Here is a 19487-nt window from a genome sequence, read left to right on the forward strand (position 1 = left end):
CATTTGGAAAACCTTACGCATCGCCATTCTTTTATTCGTGCTGATCGTCGTGGCAAAAGGCGTATGGCAAGACAACAATCAAGATTGGCGTAAACCGATCTTTGTAGCACTCTATCCAATCAATGGCGATCAAACCACATATACCCAAAACTATATCGCTAAACTGCAAGAACAAGATTATTTGCCGATTGTTGATTATCTACATAGTGAAGCTGAAAAATATCAGCAACCTGTACAGTTTTATTTCAAACTCGGTCAAGAAGTCAAAGCGTTACCGCCTGCGTTACCTGAAGGGAAATCAGTCTTCTCGGTGATGCTGTGGAGTTTAAAATTCCGCTACTACACTTGGCAACAACAGCAAGATTTAGGCATCAAACCAAACCTGACCTTATTCCTGAAATATTATGATCCTGCGCTACGACGAGAGCTAAAACACTCGACTGCATTACAAAACGGACGGATGGGCATCGTCAATCTGTTTGCCTCGGATAAACAAAATGCACAAAACCAAATCGTGATTGCGCATGAGATGATGCATGCCTTTGGTGCGACCGATAAATATGATTTATCCACAGGACAACCGATTTATCCGCAAGGCTATGGCGATCCTGAGCAATCGCCACGCTATCCGCAAAAGATTGCGGAATTGATGGCAGGGCATATTGCACTATCGGAACAAAAAAGCAAAATGGCGGAGAGCTTTCGTCAGGTGGTAATTAATACGGATACTGCAAAAGAAGTTGGTTGGGTGAAGCCTTAATATTCGATATTGCAATATGAATTATTTTTACATCTATCGTAGAAATGTTGCACAAGTGACACACGATGCTGAAGAATGATTTTACTTTGCAGTCGTGTATTTGCTTAAATTCAAATTTCAATCTGACCAACAGCCTGAGCCGAGCCATGTTTATTAAAGCCATCAAACGCAATTATGACAAAATCAATCAAGATCAAAGCATTGCCGATGAAGATAAGATTGACGCACTATTGATGAAATTAGGTGGTGAATACTTGGTGAGTCGAGAGGATCGTGTCTATATCTTTGAGAAAGATGGACTAAGTGCGAAATTCGATGCAAAACATGCTCGTGCATACCACTTCAAAGAATATATTTGTAAGGACATGAATAAGCTATTTCATGGCTTTTGATGGTGCCATGATGAGTTAGACGATGCACTCAAATTTGAGCATGTCTTTATCAATAAAATTGTATACTATATCAACAAGGATGTTATTTAAAGATCAGTCGAGAGGGCGCTAAAAATGATGAAAAAACTCTCCATCATATTGATTTGCTTTATTTGTTCGATGTCTATTTTTGCGCAACAGCCACAGCTTGTACCGCATCAAATCAATCTAAAAAATGGCAAGCGTTTTGCTTTAAATCTTCCAGCGAATTTCGAGATCATTCCTGCGGCTGAAGGCTTGAAGCGAGTACGGTTTTTCAGTAAAGCGCCTGATGGCAGAATGTTTATCACCGACATGCACAACTTGAGCGATAATAAAAAAGGTATCGTCTATATTTTGGATGATTGGCAGGCTGACACGGGAAAATTCGGAAAAATTGTGCCGTATATGACGGGCTTGAGAAATCCAAATTCTGTGCAGTTCTACACCGATGAGTCAGGGCAAGACTGGTTGTATTTGGCAGAAACCCATCAGCTGACTCGGCGCAAATTTACCCGTGGTGAGGTAAAACCTACAGCCAAAGCTGAAGTCCTCGCGACTTTTCCTGATTATGGCTTGAGTTATAAATATGGTGGCTGGCATCTGACACGCACCATTGCCGTGGGCGGTAATGGCAAAATTTACGTTTCTGTCGGCTCAAGTTGCAATGCGTGCGTTGAGAAAGAGGCGGTTCGGGCGACAGTCTTGGAAATGAATCCTGATGGTTCAGCGCAAAAGATTTATGCTACAGGTTTACGCAATGCAATCGGTTTGAGGTGGATTGGCAAATTTTTATTTGCCACCAATCAAGGGGCAGACCATTTGGGTAAATTTAAGCCAGATGAAACATTCTATGCACTCAAGCATGATACAGACTATGGCTGGGCTGCGTGCTATTCATCAAAGGGTCGGATTTTGCCTGATCCAAAATTTAAACGTGCGTCAGGTTGTAAAAATGTACCCGCTCCGTATGCTTATTTTCCTGCGCATTCTTCTGCGCTAGGTTTTGATTATTTTGATCATCCCGACACCGACGATCGCATTAAAAATGCGTTTTTAGTGGCATTGCACGGTTCAACGGATGAAAAAATTGGGCATGGCTACAAAGTTGTGATTATGCGTAAAGGCAAAAAGTTAGAAACATTTATGGATGGTTTCTTGGTCGGGAAAACAGTGTATGGTCGCCCGAGCGATATTTATCGCATTGATGAAAATTCGTTTTACCTTTCGGATGATCGGGCGGGCGTGGTGTATTATGTACGACGAAAATAGGTTTTAATTTTATGAGTTACACTTTTCGATATGCTGAAAAATCCGCTCACATAATTCAAAGGCTTTCGGTGTCAGTTGCCAGTTAGGGTTTTGGTCAAAATTTTTCAGTTTAGAGATGTGCATTGGCTACATCATACTGCGCTTTATCCAACTTTCCTTGATGAAATAGCCAAGTCGCTACCTCGGGCCAAGAATACATGGCAGATTTTGAAGTGAGTCCGTACATTGGTTTTGGAAAATGTCCATCACCACGTTTATTTAAAGCGTATAAAGATAAGACTTGACGGCTCAAATTGGCTCGCTCTGCCATCTCTGAGAGCGTGGAAAAGCCTTTTTCTTCAACGATTAAATCTGAAAAGCCGAGTTTTTTGATATCGTTTAATGCCGATCGAATGGCGATGACGGCACTTTCTGCTTCTCGGTCAAACTCAAGGTAAACTGTATCATTGTAACGACACAATAACGCATCATCACAGCCCGCTTCGAAAAATTGATCTTCTAGGTCTATAAGCTCAGCATGTGCATCCCGTACCACGATGGTAAATTGATAATGATTCATTGTTCATCTCCATTGCACTGTTTTACTTTGCGTAGGATTTGCTTGGCATGAGTTTCAGGGTCTTTGGGCGTGCTCCAAATGCTCATTTGGTGTTCTGCATGCCCCAAAATACATTTTAACCGACAAAATGCATGCGCTGATTTACCTGTATCCACCACATCCCATCCATGCTCGATGGCATATTCAATCGCTTCTCGAATATGTTTATTGGGATGTTTTTTCATTTCTAACCCTTGAAAGTGAGGTAAATAATAAGATTTATTGTTGTCATGTGTCAACGATATTTTAGTTTATCGTACAACAAATGATTACGGTAAGTATGGTGCAACAGATTCATGAATGAGTTCAATTAACGCTACATCCATATAGTGATAATCATCGGGAATATCTAAAACAATGACTTTCTTATGGTGAAGTTCTTTGCGAAAACTCATCATGATTTGCTTTTTATGATGATACTCCATCACCATAATCACATCAGCCCATAATACATCTTGCTTTGAGATAGTGTGCTTGGCATGACGGCTAGTACCCGCAGAACGAGTGTGAATACCTGCGTATTCAGAGATCACTCGTTCAGCAGTAGGACTACGCCATTGGTTGCGACTACAAACAAATAAAAAATTCAATGTATTGAATTCCGATAATCATATTGCGCATTGAGGCGCATTTGGCTAGAAGATATCCGTGGATATTCAAAGCCTAATTGTTTTGATCTTAATTGCTTGACGCTTCTACCATACAAATGCTTCCAGTTTTTCTCTGGTTTCCATAGTGTCGATAAATGCCGACAATCTCGACCACGATGTGAAAATTTAAGTTTTCGACGCCATGCTCGGTTTCTTTTAAAAATATCAAAATCTTGTTGAGAAGTTTCCATTGTATAAAACTCATGAGTTGATCGGGTTCAGCAGCCGCAATAACACATGAGTTTTCATTTTAGAAGATTTTTATTTAGCGAACAATAGTCAACTCATTGCGGTCTTGCCACATCACCATTTAAGGTTTCAGGCAAGTCCAAAATTTTTACATCGAGGCTTTCTAGTGCCGTTGGTTTTGCTGTCACTAATGCAAGCCACGTATTATTTTCCGTAGCAATCACATTGATGATTTGAACATCATTATTCAAATTTTCAGCAACGTGTGGCGTATCACCTTGCCCTTGAACGAGGTGCAACCAATGCTTTGGTTTTGCTTTAAACCATAACCGTGCGATGATTTCCTGACCCAAATAACAACCCTTGTCATAGTCCACACCGCCACGCTGATGTAAGCGTAATTCTTGCGGTTGAAATAGATGTGAAGTGTCTTTTGTGATCCATGCTTGACCCTGTTCAATGGCATTTTTTTGCCACGTTTGCGCATCGGTTTTTACACTTTCATCTGTGCTAAAGGTCGCTTGACCGTCGATGATCGCAGGGTATATCGCATCACTTAGCTGTAACGTCGCTTTGGAAAATGCGCCGAATTTTTTCACATGCAGGGCAAATTCCTCTGCCAAATCCTGTGCAATCACAATAAAAATCTGCTCAGCACTGATGCGTTTTAACCACAGCCCAAAATGAATCCGACCTTTCAAATCACAGATCGCTGTGGTTTGATAATGGTCGTTCGATAGCTTGCTGACATCAACAGTAACCTGACCTTGCAGGAATTTTTCCGCATCTGCGCCAGTGTATTCGAAGTGAGCAAATTCAAGTGTAGCCAATGACATGGAGAATTCCTAAAGAAATTTATATAATAAAATGTGAATCAAATTATGATACTGCATCCACAAGGATTTGTTAATGTATAACAGGCTTAACTTTATTTAATCAAAGTTTGTTTTTAAGCAATTGTTTAAAAAATTTTCTATATTATTTAGGTACTCATATGAAATATTTAATAAAATTTTTACTCATGTTTTCGCTTTGGTTTTCTGTAGTGTGTCAAGCATCCGAAGCCACACCAATTGATCAAAATCAGGCGATGAGTGAGTTATCTGAAATCTTTTTTTTGGACAAAACACTTCCAATATTTGATTATGATTTTATCAATGAAAAAAATATGGATTACAGCATTACGAGTTTGCAATACATCAATGCTTATCTTGATGAGATTAGAAAGCATGATGAATTGCCGAACGAGGATTATTTTAGAATAGTCTTACGTACAGGTGCATATGTTGGTGAGGTTTTGCGTAGAAATGAGCAAAACCATGATTTAAATTGGATTGGTTATGATCAATTTTCAAAAATGGATTACCCACAAGAAATTAAAGGGGATCAAATTAGCTACGGGACGATGGCAGTTTTAATTGATTCAAACTCCAACATGGTCGTTTTTCCTTTGCAGAAAATTGAAAAATATTTGCAAAATGGAGAAGAAGATAGCTTGAAGTTTTTCGTTGAAGCAGCAATCGAGTATATGAATAAAAAGGAATAAAACTGATAACTCATCGCTGATTTTGAGAAAAAATTCACCCTTTAAACTTTAGAATAATTTTACTGAATCTTTGTTTCCAAATATTTCAAAAATGCTATTTTTGATACTAACTTAATGAAATATATAAGATTTGGGAAATGGACTTTCGACAGCGTACAATGTGAGCCACATTAACGGATTTTTATCATTGGAACGATACCCAGCTATGAATACTGCATACCGCAAAACTCTGCCAGGCACTTCACTTGATTATTACGATGTACGACAAGCGGTCGAGGACATCAAAGCAGGTGCTTACGATTCGCTCCCATTTACTTCAAAAGTGCTTGCCGAACAGTTGGTTCGTCGAGCTGAACCTGAACAGCTTACGGCATTTTTAACGCAAATCATCGAAGGTCGTCAGGATTTGGATTTTCCTTGGTATCCTGCACGTGTGGTATGTCATGATATTTTGGGACAAACCGCTTTGGTTGATCTTGCGGGCTTGCGTGATGCGATTGCCGAGCAAGGTGGCGATCCCTCAAAAGTCAATCCTGTAGTGCCAACGCAGTTGATCGTCGATCACTCGCTGGCTGTAGAATATGGCGGATTCGACCCTGATGCTTTTGAGAAAAACCGTGCCATTGAAGATCGTCGTAATGAAGACCGTTTTCACTTCATTGAATGGACGAAAACCGCTTTTGAAAATGTCGATGTGATCCCTGCGGGCAACGGCATCATGCACCAAATCAACTTAGAAAAAATGTCGCCAGTGGTGCAAAATCGTGATGGTTTGGCATTCCCTGATACTTGTGTAGGGACGGATTCGCATACGCCACATACCGATGCGCTTGGCGTGATCTCTATCGGTGTTGGTGGTCTAGAAGCGGAAAATGTCATGCTCGGTCGTGCCTCATGGATGCGTCTGCCTGACATTATTGGTGTGGAGTTCGTTGGGCAACGTCAAGCGGGCATTACCGCAACCGATATCGTTTTAGCGCTGACAGAATTTCTGCGTAAAGAACGTGTGGTCGGTGCATATCTTGAATTTTTCGGTGAAGGTGCAGACAGCATGTCGGTCGGTGATCGTGCCACGATTTCCAACATGACCCCTGAATACGGTGCAACCGCAGCGATGTTCTATATCGACCAAAACACCATTGATTATCTCACTTTGACTGGTCGTGAAGCAGATCAAGTGCAATTGGTCGAGCAATACGCCAAAGAAATAGGGCTTTGGGCATCAGAGATGACGCAGGCGAAATATCCTCGTGTGCTCAGTTTTGACCTGTCTAAAGTCACTCGGAATATCGCAGGGCCGTCTAATCCACATGCACGTGTATCCACAAGCGATCTGAAAGAAAAAGGCATTGCAGGTGTGGTGGAGAATCGCACAGACGGCTTAATGCCTGATGGTGCGGTGATCATTGCGGCAATTACCTCATGTACAAATACCTCAAATCCACGCAATACCGTTGCCGCAGGTTTGCTCGCACGTAAAGCCAATGAACTCGGTTTAACGCGTAAGCCGTGGGTGAAATCTTCATTTGCACCAGGGTCAAAAGCTGCTGCGTTGTATCTGGAAGAGGCGGGTGTACTTGGCGAATTAGAAAAATTAGGCTTTGGTATCGTGGCATATGCATGTACAACGTGTAACGGCATGTCGGGCGCACTCGATCCGAAGATTCAACAAGAAATCGTCGATCGTGACTTGTATGCCACAGCAGTACTGTCGGGCAATCGTAACTTTGATGGACGAATCCATCCACATGCTAAACAAGCCTTCCTCGCATCTCCGCCGTTAGTTGTTGCCTATGCGATTGCAGGGACGATTCGCTTTGACATTGAAACCGATGCGCTCGGCAATGACAAAGAAGGTAATCCGATTTATCTCAAAGACATTTGGCCGTCAGATGATGAAATTGATGCACTGGTCAAAGAAGCGGTCAAACCCGAACAATTCCGTCAAGTCTATATCCCAATGTTTGATCTCGGCGAATCGGAAAAGTCAGACAGCCCACTCTACGACTGGCGCCCACAAAGTACCTATATCCGCCGTCCGCCATATTGGGAGGGCGCACTCGCTGCACCACGTACATTGACTAATATGCGTCCGCTGGCGATCTTGCCTGACAACATTACCACCGATCATTTATCCCCATCGAATGCCATCGTGCTGGACTCGGCAGCAGGGGAATATTTGGCGAAAATGGGCGTACCAGAAGAAGACTTTAACTCCTATGCGACGCATCGTGGCGATCACTTGACGGCACAACGTGCGACTTTAGCGAATCCAAAAATCTTTAATGAAATGGTGGTACGCTCGGATGGCACGATCAAGCAAGGCTCTAAGGCTCGTGTCGAACCTGAGGGCGAAGTGATGCGCATGTGGGAAGCGATCGAAACTTATATGAATCGTAAGCAACCGCTAATAATTGTCGCAGGGGCGGACTATGGTCAAGGCTCTAGTCGTGACTGGGCGGCGAAAGGCGTGCGTCTTGCAGGCGTTGAGGCGATCGTGGCGGAAGGCTTTGAGCGGATTCACCGTACCAACTTGGTCGGTATGGGCGTGTTACCGCTTGAGTTCAAAGCAGGTACGGATCGCAAAACCTTAAAGCTCGATGGGACGGAGCTATATAGTGTGATTGGGAATATTGCGCCACGTTCGACCTTGACGTTAGTGATCGAGCGAGCGACTGATGATGGTAAAAGTCAAATCCTCGAAGTGCCTGTGACCTGTCGATTGGATACTGAAGAAGAAGTGTCTGTGTATGAAGCGGGTGGGGTGTTACAACGCTTTGCGCAGGATTTCTTGGAAGGGAATGTGGCGTAGTTAAAAATAAGTCTTTTAATACTTGAAATAATTCTATAAAGCCATATTTCATATATGGCTTAATTTTTGGAGTAAGTATGGAAAGATATTTAGATGTGAACGGTGATTCAGGTGTGGTGGGCTACGAAATTGGAGATACTTATATACGGGTTAAATTTAGCGGTACAACTAGAATTTATACATATAGTTATCAAAGTGCTGGGATGAATCGAGTCGAAAATATGAAGCGATTAGCTCGGAGTGGTGATGGTTTGAATTCTTATATTATGAGATATGCTAAAAAGTTATATGAGTAATTTAGACACAATATTTTGGGGTGAAAAGTGCTATTTTCAAAAAGAAAAGGGTTAAGTCCTATAAAAGTTGAGATTCAAAGAAATACGATAGACAATGATCTAAGGCATGGTTTATGGAATGCTTTGCATATAACTATTTGGGAAAAGTATGATGGTGGATATTACAGGAGATTTGAAGATTCAAACCTATTCTGGTTATTTAGAAGTTATTGGCATAATCTTTTTAAATTTCCTGTCGATAATATGCCTCATGATTTTCGGCTGGTGATGGAGAGAGTTAGAAAAACATTTTTTGCATATAAGTGGAATGAAGTTTATGATTTTATAGAGTTTACTGCCCAGAACTGCCCAGATCAATTTCAAAAAAACTTTATTGAGTTTGTTAACCATATTCTTGAAAAAGAACTTTCTGCATATCGGTTTATTGATGATCAATTAACTGATATCACAGATCAACAAGAAATTGAATCAATCGAATCGGCTATGAAAACTACTAAGAGGTTTTCAGGAACTGAAGTGCATTTAAAGGCTGCTTTAAACTTCCTAACAGATAGACAAAAGCCTGATTACCGAAACTCTGTTAAAGAGTCTATAAGTGCGGTCGAAGCATTATGTGTAACTTTATCTGGAGATTCAAATGCTACTTTGGGTGCTTCACTAAATAGCATCGAAAAAAGTCATTCTTTGCATCCTGCATTCAAAAAAGCATTATCAAGCCTATATGGGTATACAAGTGATGCAGATGGTATTAGGCATGCTTTATTAGATGAATCAAAAATCAGTTATAGTGATGCCAAATATATGCTTGTATCTTGCAGTGCTTTTATAAATTATGTGCTAGGAAAGATGAGTGAAAAATAAGAACTTCAAAATGATATTAAACAACTTTACTCCAAAGTCTTTAAAATCAGTGGTATATTAAAACACTTTGCAATCATACCGCTGTATCACCTCATCATTCGACATCAATATACAATGATGATAGTTGGCTTGAGTAATCAACATCCGATCGAAAGGATCACGGTGTATAAAAGGTAAGTCTTTTAAACCCATAGCAGATTGTGCGTTGTAATCTAAATACTCAAAGCCGAGTTGCTGAACGAAATCAAGCAAATTACCATCGATCTGTAGTTTGCCAATTGAACACTTAATCATTAACTCCGCAATACTGATGCTACTGACAAATATTTGATTTGCTGAGTTTTCCAAAGCATGGATTTGTTTTTCTGAGAGCTTTTCAGGCGCATGCAACGCCCATAATAAAATATGTGTATCAATCAATATGCGCATAGCAAAAATCTACGTTGAAACTCAATGAAAAATGAAATCTAGGGCTCTATCTGCGAATCATAAAAAGCATCTTGTTCATCATCAGTCGTGCTTTTGAACAAATCGTCATCATAATGAATCTGACCTTTGGCAATGCCAAGCTGACGTTTTACGGGCTTTTGATGTGGAATCAGGTCAACTAAAGGCAAATTATTTTTGGCAATTGTGATTTTTTCGCCATGATAAACACGTTCGATAATTTGAGATAAATGCGCTTTTGCTTCGGCGAGGTTAATAATCATTTTGAAGACCTCAATTGAGATTTTTGAAGTGTTGTTGTTATTTTAATCGCTGTTGGTCAAGTTGGTCAAGTTGGTCAAGTTGGTTAAGAAGGGTTTAATGACTAAAAAAACCACCAGTTTTCACCAGTGGTTTTCGCATTTTTAGCGTTGTATATTCCAATTTGTATTTTAGAAATACCAACCAATATTCAGGTTAAAGCGGGTATCCCAGTCGTCCGCACCTTGTGTACCAATCCCACTACCGCCGACAAAATACATATTTTTCCCAGCGATTACATCGATATAGGTGTAAATCCCGCCTTTGGCAAGCATACAGCCTGTGACGTTTTGCATGGATTCATCATTGCCAAGATCGTTGTTGGATGTGCCTTTGATGTGGGTAAAGTCGTTGTAGCAAGTCGCAGAGTCAATAAAGCGATTATTGATTGGGATTTCACGAGAAATATTGAGAATACCGACTCGACCTTTAGAGGCAATATCCGCCGCATATTTAAAGCCTGAGAGGGCGATCGTACCGTCTTGCGTGCCAATATCTTCAGTCTCATCATATTCGTATTGGATGCCTTCGGCTTTCACAGTCCATAGCCCAAATTTGGCTTCAGAATGTAAAGCTAAAGCGTATCGATCAGCAGTTTCAGCGTTGTTATTGTTGTAGATCCGCCCAAATTCACCTGATACACCGACATTGAAGTTATCAAAGTTCTTAATAAAACGTGCATTGATCTGACCAGCTTCTTCGTTGGCTGCCAGATTTGTCCCATCACCAACTGTGTAGTAGCCACCTTCTTCGCCAACGGTTTCATCGGCAACATCAAAAGAGTAGCGATTGAAATCACTTGATGCATATTCAGATTGGTGGAAATAGGCGAGATCAAAGGTATAGTCATCGCCTTTATGCTTCCATTTGATCCCTGCGTCAGAGTCATCCTCAAAGCCGAGATAGTACGCACCTGAGAACCAAAAAGAGTTACCAATATACGGCTCTGCCCCAAAAGGAACGGGGATGATCCCGACTTCGACTTGGTTATTCGGATCGACATTAAAACCAATGAAGGCAAAATTGACGGTATCAAAGTCTTGACCACGATAAAAACTATAACGGGCATCCAAATACCAGTCTTCATAGCTACCATCAATATCCAATCGGAGCAGCTCTAAGTCCAAATCACCATGGCGATCTTTTGAGGCTTGGTTGTAATCTTCGATGCCGTAGTTGACCCGAACAGCACCGCCAATATTGAAGGTTGGTTTGCTAGATTCGGTTGCTTCTGTATCAGTTTCTTCGGCATAGGCTGGAGCGATTTGAAATAAACCAGCAGTGAGTAAAGAAAACGCAAAGGTTAAGGCAGATTTTTTAGGCTGAAAATGGGGCTTTGCATGAGCGGTCATTGATGATTTTCCTTCCACTTTGGATTTCAGATTGTTTTAATCCAACTTGTTTCCTAAGACATAGCGTGATTGTAAAACACCGAAAAACATAGATAAGGTGATTCTAACTATGATAAAAAACAAATGCTTAGATTAGAATGTGTGACTAATCTAACATATTGTGTGGTTGATGAGTAGCTTTTGACGTTCATCTGATTAGATCGGCGTCAAGTTTTTTTAGTAAACTTTCATCGGATGATGAAAAGAAACAAAGGTGAGATTGGCTGGAGCAAGTGTTCTTTTTGATCAGAACAGCGTATAAATGAAGCAGACAATTTCATATGCGATTGGATAGATATGGAAACAATATTAGGTTTATGTATTGGGATTGGCTTGAGCGCCGCCTGTGGCTTTCGAGTTTTTGTGCCGTTGTTGGTGATGAGTATTGCCACGATCACAGGTTGGTTTGAACCTGTTCAAGGCTTTGAGTGGTTGGCGATGCCTGCGGTCTGTGTAGCGCTAGGCTTTGCCACACTCTGCGAAATCGGGGCGTACTATGTACCGTGGGTGGATAATCTGCTCGACACCATTGCGACACCTGCTGCGGTCATCGCAGGCACATTGGCGACGATGGCGGTCAGTAGCGGCGAGATGTCACAGTTTGCCAGTTGGGCGTCGGCGATCATCGTTGGAGGTGGTACAGCAGGTGTGGTGCAAGCCAGTACGGTGGCGGTGCGTGGTGTATCGACTGCGACGACGGGTGGTGTAGCGAATCCTGTACTTGCGACAGGGGAATGGATCGGGGCGATTGTGTTGTCGATTTTGTCGCTGATCACGCCTGTATTGGTGGTGATTTTAGTTTTCTTGATTCTCGTTTTGGTGGTACGTTGGGTACGCCGTAAAAAGCGGGAGAATTTAGCGGAGTCGGTGTAATAGCTATTTATCTCATTCGCATAAATTGATTGAAAAATAATCTAAAAATACCTATCATAAGATATGTACCAACAAGCGAGGGCGAGAGATGTCTATTGCAAAAATATTTATGACAGGACGTAGCCAAGCGGTACGTTTGCCAAAAGAATTTCGTTTTGAAGGTACTGAGGTGGAAATTTTCCGTCGTGGCGATGAAGTCATTTTGCGGGAAAAACCTGTCACCGCAGAACGCCTGTTTCAAGTATTGGCAGACATGCCGAAAGACTTTTATGCAGAAGAAAGAGTGGATGAACCACCACAGGAACGAGAAATATTTTAATGCCAACGCAATATTTATTGGACACCAACATTTGTATCTACATCATCAAACATCAACCTGAACGTGTTCGTCGGCATTTTGAAAAGCATCTTCCGAATCGAAATATTTTAATTTCCGTGATTACATTGGGAGAGTTGCGTTTTGGTGCAGAAAAAAGTGTGCATAAAGCAAAAGCACACAGCATCATTGATGAGCTAATCGCAATGATTCAAGTGGTAGAGCTAGATGAAGCGGTTGCAGACCATTATGCACAGATCCGAAATGATTTGACTTCAAAAGGTCAGATCATTGGTGCAAATGACCTATGGCTTGCTGCTCATGCGCGAGCCAATGATTGGGTGATGGTGACGAATAATGAAAAGGAGTTTTTACGTGTCGATGGCTTGGTGGTGGAAAATTGGGTATGAGAAAGTGTATTCTAATTCTGAGCCTAGCTTATATGTCAGCGTCTGCAATAGCAGGTTATGAATTGCATATAACCAAGAAAGAATTTTTCTATGATGAAAGTGGTGCATGTATTACGCTTCAAGATTGGGAAAATTATGTAGAATCCAACACATCAGTTAAACGTGACGTATTCAATTCCGAGTATAATTATTTAGTGAATACGATGGATGAAGACATATTCCCATTATGGTATAGCGAAGATTCTTGTAACTTATCGACTAAAAATCCTAGTCCGAATGCGATTGCTAAACTCATTGAAATCGCTAGAGATTTAGAGGCAACCGTTCAAGGTGACGACGGAGAAATTTATATTATTCCTGCATTGACGGAGCGTAGATAAATATCGCCAAAGCTAAACAATAAGATGATCTTTAAAAGGATAATACAATGAAAACCAAACTACTCACCGCATTACTCACACTCAGCGCCACCGTTCTGATGTCGCCGATGGTATCAGCCAAAACGCCACAACCGAGCAAAGAGCAAATCAAACTGGCGAAGGATAAAGTGAAATACAAAGTCTTTATTCCCAAGTCGTATGTGCTGTTTGAAGCAGTCGAAGGTGATCTGAATAAAGACGGCAAAGCTGATACAGCGCTGATCGTTAAAGCTACTGATCCATCAAAATGGGTAACGGATGAAAATCGTGGCAAACTCGATCGCAATCGTCGTGGCATCATTATCTTGCTGAATCAAAGCACGAAGCAAAAGCCCAACCAATACACCAAATATTTGCAAAATCTAAACTGCTTTAGCTCTGAAAATGAAAATGGTGGCATTTATTTCCCACCTGAGCTTTGGGTCAAAATCGAAAAAGGATTGCTCAATATTCATTATGGGCATGGGCGCTACGGCTACTGGGATTATCTATTCCGCTTGCAAGATCAGGACATGCGCCTCATTGGCTATGATGCGTCGAGCAATCATGGACCGTATATCGAAAGCGAGGTCAGTATCAACTTCCTTACAGGTCGTACGATATATCGAAAAAATACCAATAAAGACTGGGAGGGCGATCCAAAGTTTAAAGAAACAGTTCGAAAATATCCTGTCAAGCCAATGTATCTATCTAAAATCAAAGACTTTGATGAATTCGATTTTGGCGTGCCTGTACTCAATGATGAAAGCTAAGTGAAAAAAGTTGATTCATAAAAAAGGCGAATTTGCACGAATTTATAGAAAGCGAAACAATAGGAACGAGCACAGCGAAAATGACCAAACAGGACAATGAGTTGATCGACATTTTAAAAGCTCGTTTCGAACAAAATATGCAACGTCACTCAGACCTTGATTGGACGAAAATCGAAGAAAAACTGATTGCCAACCCGAAAAAGCTCAAAGCCTTACAATCAATGGAAGATACAGAGGGCGAGCCTGATGTCATCGGTTTTGATGCAAAAAATGATGGATTTCTCTTTGTTGATTGTAGTGCGGAAAGTCCGAAAGGTCGGCGCAGTCTGTGCTATGACGCAGAAGCCTTAGCCGCTCGAAAACAGCATCAATCTGCGGATAGTGCGGTCAATCTCGCCAAGCAAATGGGGATCAGTCTACTCACCGAACAGCAGTATCGAGATTTACAACAACTCGGTGAATTTGACTTAAAAACTTCAAGTTGGATAGATACACCAAAAGCAATTCGTGCGCTCGGTGGTGCATTATTCTGTGATCGTCGCTATGATCAAGTGTTTACCTATCATAATGGTGCAGAGTCGTATTATGCTGCTCGTGGCTTTCGAGGGATGTTGCGGGTGTAAGCTACGTTTATAAAATTGACTTTAAAGAATCATAAAAAGGGGAACATGATGAAAAAATTAGCCTGTGTATTGCTATTCAGTTTGATGGCGACAAATACCTTTGCCATGCCTGAATATCGTGCACAAATGCAAGAGCGATTGAAGGCATCAAAAAAGCTGAGTATTGATTTTGAGAATGGCATTGCTGTGGGGCGATTGCTCGGTTTGTTTGAAAAATATTTTGGAAATATCAATATCACCTATGATCCAAAAGTTGATCAAGACAAAGAAATCACCATAGACACGGGATTTAATAATGGTTTGGTAACTTTCGAGAAAGTTTTGCATAGGGCAAATTTGCAATATCAAGTTGTTGGTCCAAATACCATTAAGATTTTACCAAAATAAAATCGTATAAAAGTAAGCCGATGCTTTGCGCAATTCTCAAAATACCGAAAGGTTTAAAAATGCTAAACTGTAGCCATTGATCTACACATTTTGAGAAATAACCACTCCATGACGATCCAGCGTCTACTCGATGAACTCAATCCTGAACAATATCAAGCGGCAACCACCACAGCGCAGAATGCACTGATCTTGGCAGGTGCAGGCTGTGGTAAGACCAAAACCATTGTCGCTAGAGCTGCTTATTTGATTAGTCAGGGCGTGCCTGCCGAGCAGATTCAAATCATGACCTTTACCCGTCGTGCCGCCAGTGAGATCGTGACCCGTGTCGAGCAATATCTTGGCGCACAGGCGCAGGGTTTGCGTGCTTCGACTTTTCATACTTTTTGTTTAGGGATTTTACGGCGTTATGCCAAAGCCTTTGAGCTTCGACAGTTCAATGTGATTGATCGTGATGATCAGATGCTGATGTTTCGTCTGCTACGTGGCAAAGAAAAAAATAATGAATTACCTAAAGCTGCGCAACTTCTTGATGTCTATTCATTTGCTCGCAATACGCAAAGTAAATTGAGTGAAGCACTCGCCAAGCAACTACCTGAAATGGTGGAACAAAAAGAAAAAATTCTCACCATCATGCAAGCCTATGAAACGCAAAAACGTGAACGTGGCTATCTCGATTATGATGATATTTTGGAATATGTGGCGAAATACTTAAACCACTCCGAAGCGTTGGTCGATCAAGTATTACATCGTTGTCAGTATTTGCTTGTCGATGAAATGCAAGATACTAACCCATTGCAATGGTTATTGCTCAAGCCGTTTATTGGCAAAGCACATCTGTTCTGTGTTGGCGATGATGCACAGTCGATTTATGGCTTTCGTGGTGCAGATTTTCAGAATATTCATGCTTTTAAAGAACGTGTGCCTGATGCAAAGGTCATGACTTTGGCACGTAACTATCGTTCAACGCAAGAAATCCTCGACCTGTCCAATTGGATGTTGAAAATCAGCCCATTGGATTATCAAAAGCAATTGATCGCTTATCGTGGCGAAGGCATTGCGCCTGCGCTACATACTTTTGCCAATGAGTTCGAAGAAGCTAATTGGATTGCGCAAGATTTAAAAACACGCCATCAACACGGCGCAGCGTGGCAACAACACATGATCTTGGTGCGTTCAAGTTTTGCGGGGCGACAGATTGAAAGTGCTTTGGTGGCTACGGATATTCCTTATCAGTTCATCGGTGGCGTGAAACTGCTCGAATCTGCACATGTAAAAGATGTGCTCAGTATGCTTCGTATCGTGGCGAATCATAAGGATGAATTGGCGTGGATGCGTTTTCTCACGCTGTGGGATGGTGTGGGTGATGTCGGTGCTAGTCGCCTTGCCCATGACTTTTTACAGCAGGACAATTTGCAAGGCTGTCTGGAAAAACTAAAAAAATTCAGTAAAGTGCCTGCGCAAATTGCATTGATCTTTCAGCAGTTACTGGACATACAGCATCTGGTTAAACAAAGTCTTGAAATAGCATTAAATGCACTGCAAGAGCAACTGGAAAAAAATTATCAAAATAAAGACTGGTCACGGCGTAGCCGAGATTTTGACTTGGTGAAACAGCTTGCGGAACGACATATGAATGTGTCGGCGTTCATTGAGGAATATGTGATTGAGCCGATTTCACATAGCGAAGTTGAACGTGCCAAAGATCAAGATGTGGTGACCTTAATCACCATTCACTCAGCAAAAGGCACTGAGAGAGAAGTCTGCTACGTGGCGAATGCTTCAGTGGGGCAGTTTCCACATGCACGTGCACAAGGGCAATTTGATGAAGTGGAGGAGGAGCGTCGGGTGCTATACGTGGCGCTCACACGTGCGCAAAATGAATTGATTGTGACTCGGCAGAATTTATTCACATGGACCAAAGACACGATAGATGCCGAAGGGCGACCAATCGTTGGCTATTTCTTTTCGGACTTACTACCAAAACTGTGCAGAGAAACTTTGCATCGTCGTGGTAGCCAACGTCAGAAAACGTGGACATTTGAGCAAGAAGACAGCTTGGATAAGCCAAAAATCGGCATTGATTTTGATTAAACGATTTACTTGAGATAGCGTGTTAATCGCATTGAAATGGGACAGATTCGAAGTATCTTTCAAGTTTTTTTATCTGAATTCCTTTAAACTATCTACCAACTGATCGGCATTTTAAATCTTGCTCTCGATAGAATTATATTTTGGAACACATCATGAAAATCTTAGTACGCAACCTTGAACGCTCAATCACCGAAGCAGAGTTACGTGAACTGTTTGCACCATTTGGTACGATTGAGTCTGCGGTGATCGTGATGGATGCGGACAGCAAAAAATCCAAAGGTTTTGGCTTTGTCGAAATGCCACATGCCCGTGAAGCAATCAAAGCAATCAAAAGCCTAAATACTTTAAAAGTCAAAGGCATGGGCATTCGAGTCAAGTCTGCGGAAGATGCACCGAAACAATCGTAATCATTTTAAATTGCGTCGCCAGTGACATTAAAAGCATCATGATATTGCACGCTGGCAGTTGGAATTTCCCCTGAAAACGAAAGTGCTTGAAAGTATTCCGCAGGCACATCAGCAAGTAACAACTCAAGGTACGCAATAAAACCGAATTGTTGATAATAATTGGGGTCGCCTAATACCACGCAACCTTTTGCACCACGCATTTTGAGCTGTTCAAGCGCAGTGCTGACTAAGGCTTTGCCGATGCCTTGCCCTTGCATCTGAGGCAATACACTCACAGGTGCTAAGCCATACCAGTCGTTTTCATTATTGGAAAGCGTCACTGGAGAAATGCCAACATGCCCGACGATGCGTTGTGCTGATTCTGCGACCAAAGACACTGTAAGCTGTTCTGCTTGGCGTAAGGCATTCACGATCAGATGTTCGGTATGACTGGTGTGTTCAGCGGACTGAAATGCAGCAATGGTTAACTGTTCAATCGCTTTTATATCAGTGTCTTGCTCGGCTCGAATCAATAGCGTTGCGTTGTTTGGCATAAAATCAGTCATTGCAATTTTGAATAGAAGTTTTAATCTTAACATTTCAGATTAAAATTATCCTGCTTAACCTATTAAGGAAATCTCCATGTCCCGAGTCGCTCGATTCCATGCCGATCGCACCAATCAAAAGCTGTATTTCGCACGTCTTTCATGTCAGCAGGCGGAGCAACTCGAGCACGTACAGCAAATTCAAGCGCTACGCGAATCTGCGGTATTTCATTTGCAAGGTGCAGTGTTGGCTTTTTTGCAGGAATTGGTGCGTTATTATCGGCTCAATGAAATGCGTCCGACACTGCAAAATATCGAACAGCACATGGCAGATCGTGGGCAGGTTTCACCTGAGATTCAAGTCTTAAAAAAACTAAGCCAAGATGGCTTTTTAGCCGAATTAAATCGTGCCTATCGCATGTGTCAGTATGCGCCTGAGCCTGCCGATCCTGAGCCAGAAGATGAAACTTCTTCGAATCTGATCATCAAAGTCACGCAAAGCCCACAAGCATGGTTGCCTGATACCAAAATTTTACGTGAATGGCATCGTGATCTGACCCAGTTGATTGATGGTTTTCGCAATGAAATGGTTGAGTTTTAAACTGATTCACATAAAGCACTTGAAATTTATTGTATTTAGTCGCATTAATAGAAGGTGGTTATATTTTACAACCAAGCAGTTGATCACCGCTGAATTCGTTCTATAACTGTTAAAGCGCAGATCAGATTGCATTGTAGGAGGTTGCGTATGTCAGTCGAAGAATTACAAAAGCTATTAGGTACTCAAGAAACTGTGCTTGAATTGGTACAGTTGGATGATGGTGCGCTTGCATTACGTGCGTCAGGCTCTGAGGAGTCGCCATTGGTGCGTATCGAGTTTAATGAAGATGTGCGCAAGCTACTCGGTGATAATGCAGGCATGATTGCGCAGCAGATGGTACAGGCTGCAATCTATGGTGTGATGGAACAACAAATGAATAAATGGCATGCCAATGTGGTCGATCAAAAGCCACAACACTATAGTTAACGGTATTGATGTAAAAGCAATGGCTGAAAAAGAGAAAAGGTGCAGATTGCACCTTTTTCTATTTTGTCTTTGGATGCTCAGCTTTTTTTAGTAAAAATCTGTATTAAAGGATGATTTATAGTCTCA

Annotated in this window: 26 protein-coding genes and 1 pseudogene; 18 read left to right on the top strand and 9 right to left on the bottom strand. The window is 41.6% G+C overall.

Annotation, left to right across the window (positions count from 1 at the left end; all coding sequences use genetic code 11):
• Position 1: 1 nt before the first annotated feature.
• The 3 genes from BLQ60_RS08985 to BLQ60_RS08995 all read left to right on the top strand — a co-directional run bounded on the left by BLQ60_RS08985 (position 2) and on the right by BLQ60_RS08995 (position 2442).
• The gene (locus BLQ60_RS08985; protein ID WP_092619571.1) at positions 2-760 is read left to right on the top strand and encodes a hypothetical protein; all 759 of its coding nucleotides are present in this window, start codon (positions 2-4) and stop codon (positions 758-760) included.
• A 146-nt stretch (positions 761-906) separates the two neighbouring features.
• A complete protein-coding gene (locus tag BLQ60_RS08990; RefSeq protein ID WP_092619130.1) occupies positions 907-1152 on the top strand; it encodes a hypothetical protein in 246 nt (81 codons plus the stop codon).
• A 114-nt stretch (positions 1153-1266) separates the two neighbouring features.
• Positions 1267-2442, top strand: coding sequence for a PQQ-dependent sugar dehydrogenase (locus BLQ60_RS08995; protein ID WP_092619133.1), 1176 nt, complete (start codon positions 1267-1269; stop codon positions 2440-2442).
• Between the two features lie 9 nt (positions 2443-2451).
• Here BLQ60_RS08995 and BLQ60_RS14275 read toward each other — a convergent pair.
• The 5 genes and pseudogenes from BLQ60_RS14275 to ygfZ form a co-directional block, all read right to left on the bottom strand.
• Positions 2452-2550 (bottom strand): annotated as a pseudogene (locus BLQ60_RS14275) (hypothetical protein); the annotation flags it as partial.
• A gap of 1 nt (position 2551) precedes the next feature.
• On the bottom strand, positions 2552-3001 hold the full coding sequence (locus tag BLQ60_RS09000) for a transcriptional regulator (RefSeq protein WP_092619135.1): 450 nt from the start codon (positions 2999-3001) through the stop codon (positions 2552-2554).
• Positions 2998-3225, bottom strand: coding sequence for a hypothetical protein (locus BLQ60_RS09005; protein WP_092619138.1), 228 nt, complete (start codon positions 3223-3225; stop codon positions 2998-3000). The genes BLQ60_RS09000 and BLQ60_RS09005 overlap by 4 nt, the downstream gene beginning before the upstream one ends.
• 84 nt (positions 3226-3309) lie before the next feature.
• Entirely contained in the window at positions 3310-3630 is a 321-nt protein-coding gene (locus BLQ60_RS09010) for a low molecular weight protein tyrosine phosphatase family protein (RefSeq protein ID WP_092619141.1), read from the bottom strand.
• 344 nt (positions 3631-3974) lie between these two features.
• On the bottom strand, positions 3975-4709 hold the full coding sequence (ygfZ, locus tag BLQ60_RS09020; RefSeq protein WP_244516017.1) for a CAF17-like 4Fe-4S cluster assembly/insertion protein YgfZ: 735 nt from the start codon (positions 4707-4709) through the stop codon (positions 3975-3977).
• Between the two features lie 164 nt (positions 4710-4873).
• Here ygfZ and BLQ60_RS09025 point away from each other — a divergent pair, with 164 nt between their 5' ends.
• The 4 genes from BLQ60_RS09025 to BLQ60_RS09040 all read left to right on the top strand — a co-directional run bounded on the left by BLQ60_RS09025 (position 4874) and on the right by BLQ60_RS09040 (position 9394).
• A complete protein-coding gene (locus BLQ60_RS09025) occupies positions 4874-5425 on the top strand; it encodes a hypothetical protein (RefSeq protein WP_143005207.1) in 552 nt (183 codons plus the stop codon).
• Positions 5426-5630: 205 nt separating this feature from the next.
• On the top strand, positions 5631-8237 hold the full coding sequence (acnD, locus tag BLQ60_RS09030) for a Fe/S-dependent 2-methylisocitrate dehydratase AcnD (RefSeq protein WP_092619153.1): 2607 nt from the start codon (positions 5631-5633) through the stop codon (positions 8235-8237).
• Between the two features lie 77 nt (positions 8238-8314).
• A complete protein-coding gene (locus tag BLQ60_RS09035) occupies positions 8315-8533 on the top strand; it encodes a hypothetical protein (protein ID WP_092619156.1) in 219 nt (72 codons plus the stop codon).
• A gap of 27 nt (positions 8534-8560) precedes the next feature.
• A complete protein-coding gene (locus BLQ60_RS09040; protein ID WP_092619159.1) occupies positions 8561-9394 on the top strand; it encodes an AbiJ-NTD4 domain-containing protein in 834 nt (277 codons plus the stop codon).
• Between the two features lie 57 nt (positions 9395-9451).
• On the opposite strand, the gene BLQ60_RS09045 is transcribed toward BLQ60_RS09040, so the two are convergent.
• The 3 genes from BLQ60_RS09045 to BLQ60_RS09055 all read right to left on the bottom strand — a co-directional run bounded on the left by BLQ60_RS09045 (position 9452) and on the right by BLQ60_RS09055 (position 11493).
• Positions 9452-9823 (bottom strand): type II toxin-antitoxin system VapC family toxin, encoded by a 372-nt coding sequence (locus tag BLQ60_RS09045; protein ID WP_092619162.1) that lies wholly within the window; start codon positions 9821-9823, stop codon positions 9452-9454.
• Positions 9824-9861: 38 nt separating this feature from the next.
• Complete coding sequence (locus BLQ60_RS09050; protein WP_092619165.1) at positions 9862-10104, bottom strand: type II toxin-antitoxin system Phd/YefM family antitoxin; 243 nt, start codon at positions 10102-10104, stop codon at positions 9862-9864.
• 168 nt (positions 10105-10272) lie between these two features.
• Complete coding sequence (locus tag BLQ60_RS09055; protein ID WP_092619168.1) at positions 10273-11493, bottom strand: hypothetical protein; 1221 nt, start codon at positions 11491-11493, stop codon at positions 10273-10275.
• Positions 11494-11829: 336 nt separating this feature from the next.
• Between BLQ60_RS09055 and BLQ60_RS09060 the strand changes: the two genes are divergently transcribed.
• From BLQ60_RS09060 to BLQ60_RS09100, 9 genes are all read left to right on the top strand, one after another.
• Positions 11830-12405 (top strand): DUF4126 domain-containing protein, encoded by a 576-nt coding sequence (locus BLQ60_RS09060; RefSeq protein WP_092619171.1) that lies wholly within the window; start codon positions 11830-11832, stop codon positions 12403-12405.
• 88 nt (positions 12406-12493) lie between these two features.
• The gene (locus BLQ60_RS09065) at positions 12494-12724 is read left to right on the top strand and encodes an antitoxin (RefSeq protein WP_092619173.1); all 231 of its coding nucleotides are present in this window, start codon (positions 12494-12496) and stop codon (positions 12722-12724) included.
• Entirely contained in the window at positions 12724-13131 is a 408-nt protein-coding gene (gene vapC / locus BLQ60_RS09070; RefSeq protein WP_092619176.1) for a type II toxin-antitoxin system tRNA(fMet)-specific endonuclease VapC, read from the top strand. Before BLQ60_RS09065 ends, vapC begins: the two co-directional genes overlap by 1 nt.
• 32 nt (positions 13132-13163) lie before the next feature.
• Complete coding sequence (locus BLQ60_RS09075) at positions 13164-13511, top strand: hypothetical protein (RefSeq protein WP_244516012.1); 348 nt, start codon at positions 13164-13166, stop codon at positions 13509-13511.
• A 47-nt stretch (positions 13512-13558) separates the two neighbouring features.
• On the top strand, positions 13559-14302 hold the full coding sequence (locus BLQ60_RS09080) for a hypothetical protein (RefSeq protein WP_092619182.1): 744 nt from the start codon (positions 13559-13561) through the stop codon (positions 14300-14302).
• 59 nt (positions 14303-14361) lie between these two features.
• A complete protein-coding gene (locus tag BLQ60_RS09085; protein ID WP_378235219.1) occupies positions 14362-14925 on the top strand; it encodes a DUF4256 domain-containing protein in 564 nt (187 codons plus the stop codon).
• 48 nt (positions 14926-14973) lie between these two features.
• On the top strand, positions 14974-15312 hold the full coding sequence (locus BLQ60_RS09090; RefSeq protein ID WP_092619188.1) for an STN domain-containing protein: 339 nt from the start codon (positions 14974-14976) through the stop codon (positions 15310-15312).
• Between the two features lie 108 nt (positions 15313-15420).
• Complete coding sequence (locus BLQ60_RS09095) at positions 15421-17403, top strand: ATP-dependent helicase (RefSeq protein ID WP_092619191.1); 1983 nt, start codon at positions 15421-15423, stop codon at positions 17401-17403.
• Between the two features lie 152 nt (positions 17404-17555).
• Positions 17556-17810, top strand: coding sequence for an RNA recognition motif domain-containing protein (locus BLQ60_RS09100; protein ID WP_092619194.1), 255 nt, complete (start codon positions 17556-17558; stop codon positions 17808-17810).
• Positions 17811-17815: 5 nt separating this feature from the next.
• On the opposite strand, the gene BLQ60_RS09105 is transcribed toward BLQ60_RS09100, so the two are convergent.
• Complete coding sequence (locus tag BLQ60_RS09105; RefSeq protein ID WP_092619574.1) at positions 17816-18343, bottom strand: GNAT family N-acetyltransferase; 528 nt, start codon at positions 18341-18343, stop codon at positions 17816-17818.
• Between the two features lie 88 nt (positions 18344-18431).
• Here BLQ60_RS09105 and BLQ60_RS09110 point away from each other — a divergent pair, with 88 nt between their 5' ends.
• Together BLQ60_RS09110 and BLQ60_RS09115 are read left to right on the top strand one after the other, a co-directional pair.
• On the top strand, positions 18432-18935 hold the full coding sequence (locus tag BLQ60_RS09110) for a DUF6586 family protein (protein WP_092619197.1): 504 nt from the start codon (positions 18432-18434) through the stop codon (positions 18933-18935).
• 147 nt (positions 18936-19082) lie between these two features.
• The gene (locus tag BLQ60_RS09115) at positions 19083-19361 is read left to right on the top strand and encodes a hypothetical protein (protein WP_092619200.1); all 279 of its coding nucleotides are present in this window, start codon (positions 19083-19085) and stop codon (positions 19359-19361) included.
• Positions 19362-19487 lie beyond the last annotated feature (126 nt).

It is taken from the genome of Acinetobacter marinus, assembly GCF_900096915.1.
In the GTDB taxonomy this organism is placed as follows: Bacteria; Pseudomonadota; Gammaproteobacteria; order Pseudomonadales; family Moraxellaceae; genus Acinetobacter; species Acinetobacter marinus.

What these genes read in the sequence shown, in the direction of transcription:
- BLQ60_RS08990 (WP_092619130.1), top strand. Translation starts at nt 907, where the DNA reads ATGTTTATTAAAGCCATCAAACGCAATTATGACAAAATCAATCAAGAT.
- BLQ60_RS08995 (WP_092619133.1), top strand. Translation starts at nt 1,267, where the DNA reads ATGATGAAAAAACTCTCCATCATATTGATTTGCTTTATTTGTTCGATG.
- BLQ60_RS09000 (WP_092619135.1), bottom strand. Translation starts at nt 3,001, where the DNA reads ATGAATCATTATCAATTTACCATCGTGGTACGGGATGCACATGCTGAG.
- BLQ60_RS09005 (WP_092619138.1), bottom strand. Translation starts at nt 3,225, where the DNA reads ATGAAAAAACATCCCAATAAACATATTCGAGAAGCGATTGAATATGCC.
- BLQ60_RS09025 (WP_143005207.1), top strand. Translation starts at nt 4,874, where the DNA reads ATGAAATATTTAATAAAATTTTTACTCATGTTTTCGCTTTGGTTTTCT.
- acnD (WP_092619153.1), top strand. Translation starts at nt 5,631, where the DNA reads ATGAATACTGCATACCGCAAAACTCTGCCAGGCACTTCACTTGATTAT.
- BLQ60_RS09035 (WP_092619156.1), top strand. Translation starts at nt 8,315, where the DNA reads ATGGAAAGATATTTAGATGTGAACGGTGATTCAGGTGTGGTGGGCTAC.
- BLQ60_RS09045 (WP_092619162.1), bottom strand. Translation starts at nt 9,823, where the DNA reads ATGCGCATATTGATTGATACACATATTTTATTATGGGCGTTGCATGCG.
- BLQ60_RS09050 (WP_092619165.1), bottom strand. Translation starts at nt 10,104, where the DNA reads ATGATTATTAACCTCGCCGAAGCAAAAGCGCATTTATCTCAAATTATC.
- BLQ60_RS09055 (WP_092619168.1), bottom strand. Translation starts at nt 11,493, where the DNA reads ATGACCGCTCATGCAAAGCCCCATTTTCAGCCTAAAAAATCTGCCTTA.
- BLQ60_RS09060 (WP_092619171.1), top strand. Translation starts at nt 11,830, where the DNA reads ATGGAAACAATATTAGGTTTATGTATTGGGATTGGCTTGAGCGCCGCC.
- BLQ60_RS09065 (WP_092619173.1), top strand. Translation starts at nt 12,494, where the DNA reads ATGTCTATTGCAAAAATATTTATGACAGGACGTAGCCAAGCGGTACGT.
- vapC (WP_092619176.1), top strand. Translation starts at nt 12,724, where the DNA reads ATGCCAACGCAATATTTATTGGACACCAACATTTGTATCTACATCATC.
- BLQ60_RS09075 (WP_244516012.1), top strand. Translation starts at nt 13,164, where the DNA reads ATGTCAGCGTCTGCAATAGCAGGTTATGAATTGCATATAACCAAGAAA.
- BLQ60_RS09080 (WP_092619182.1), top strand. Translation starts at nt 13,559, where the DNA reads ATGAAAACCAAACTACTCACCGCATTACTCACACTCAGCGCCACCGTT.
- BLQ60_RS09090 (WP_092619188.1), top strand. Translation starts at nt 14,974, where the DNA reads ATGAAAAAATTAGCCTGTGTATTGCTATTCAGTTTGATGGCGACAAAT.
- BLQ60_RS09095 (WP_092619191.1), top strand. Translation starts at nt 15,421, where the DNA reads ATGACGATCCAGCGTCTACTCGATGAACTCAATCCTGAACAATATCAA.
- BLQ60_RS09100 (WP_092619194.1), top strand. Translation starts at nt 17,556, where the DNA reads ATGAAAATCTTAGTACGCAACCTTGAACGCTCAATCACCGAAGCAGAG.
- BLQ60_RS09105 (WP_092619574.1), bottom strand. Translation starts at nt 18,343, where the DNA reads ATGCCAAACAACGCAACGCTATTGATTCGAGCCGAGCAAGACACTGAT.
- BLQ60_RS09110 (WP_092619197.1), top strand. Translation starts at nt 18,432, where the DNA reads ATGTCCCGAGTCGCTCGATTCCATGCCGATCGCACCAATCAAAAGCTG.
- BLQ60_RS09115 (WP_092619200.1), top strand. Translation starts at nt 19,083, where the DNA reads ATGTCAGTCGAAGAATTACAAAAGCTATTAGGTACTCAAGAAACTGTG.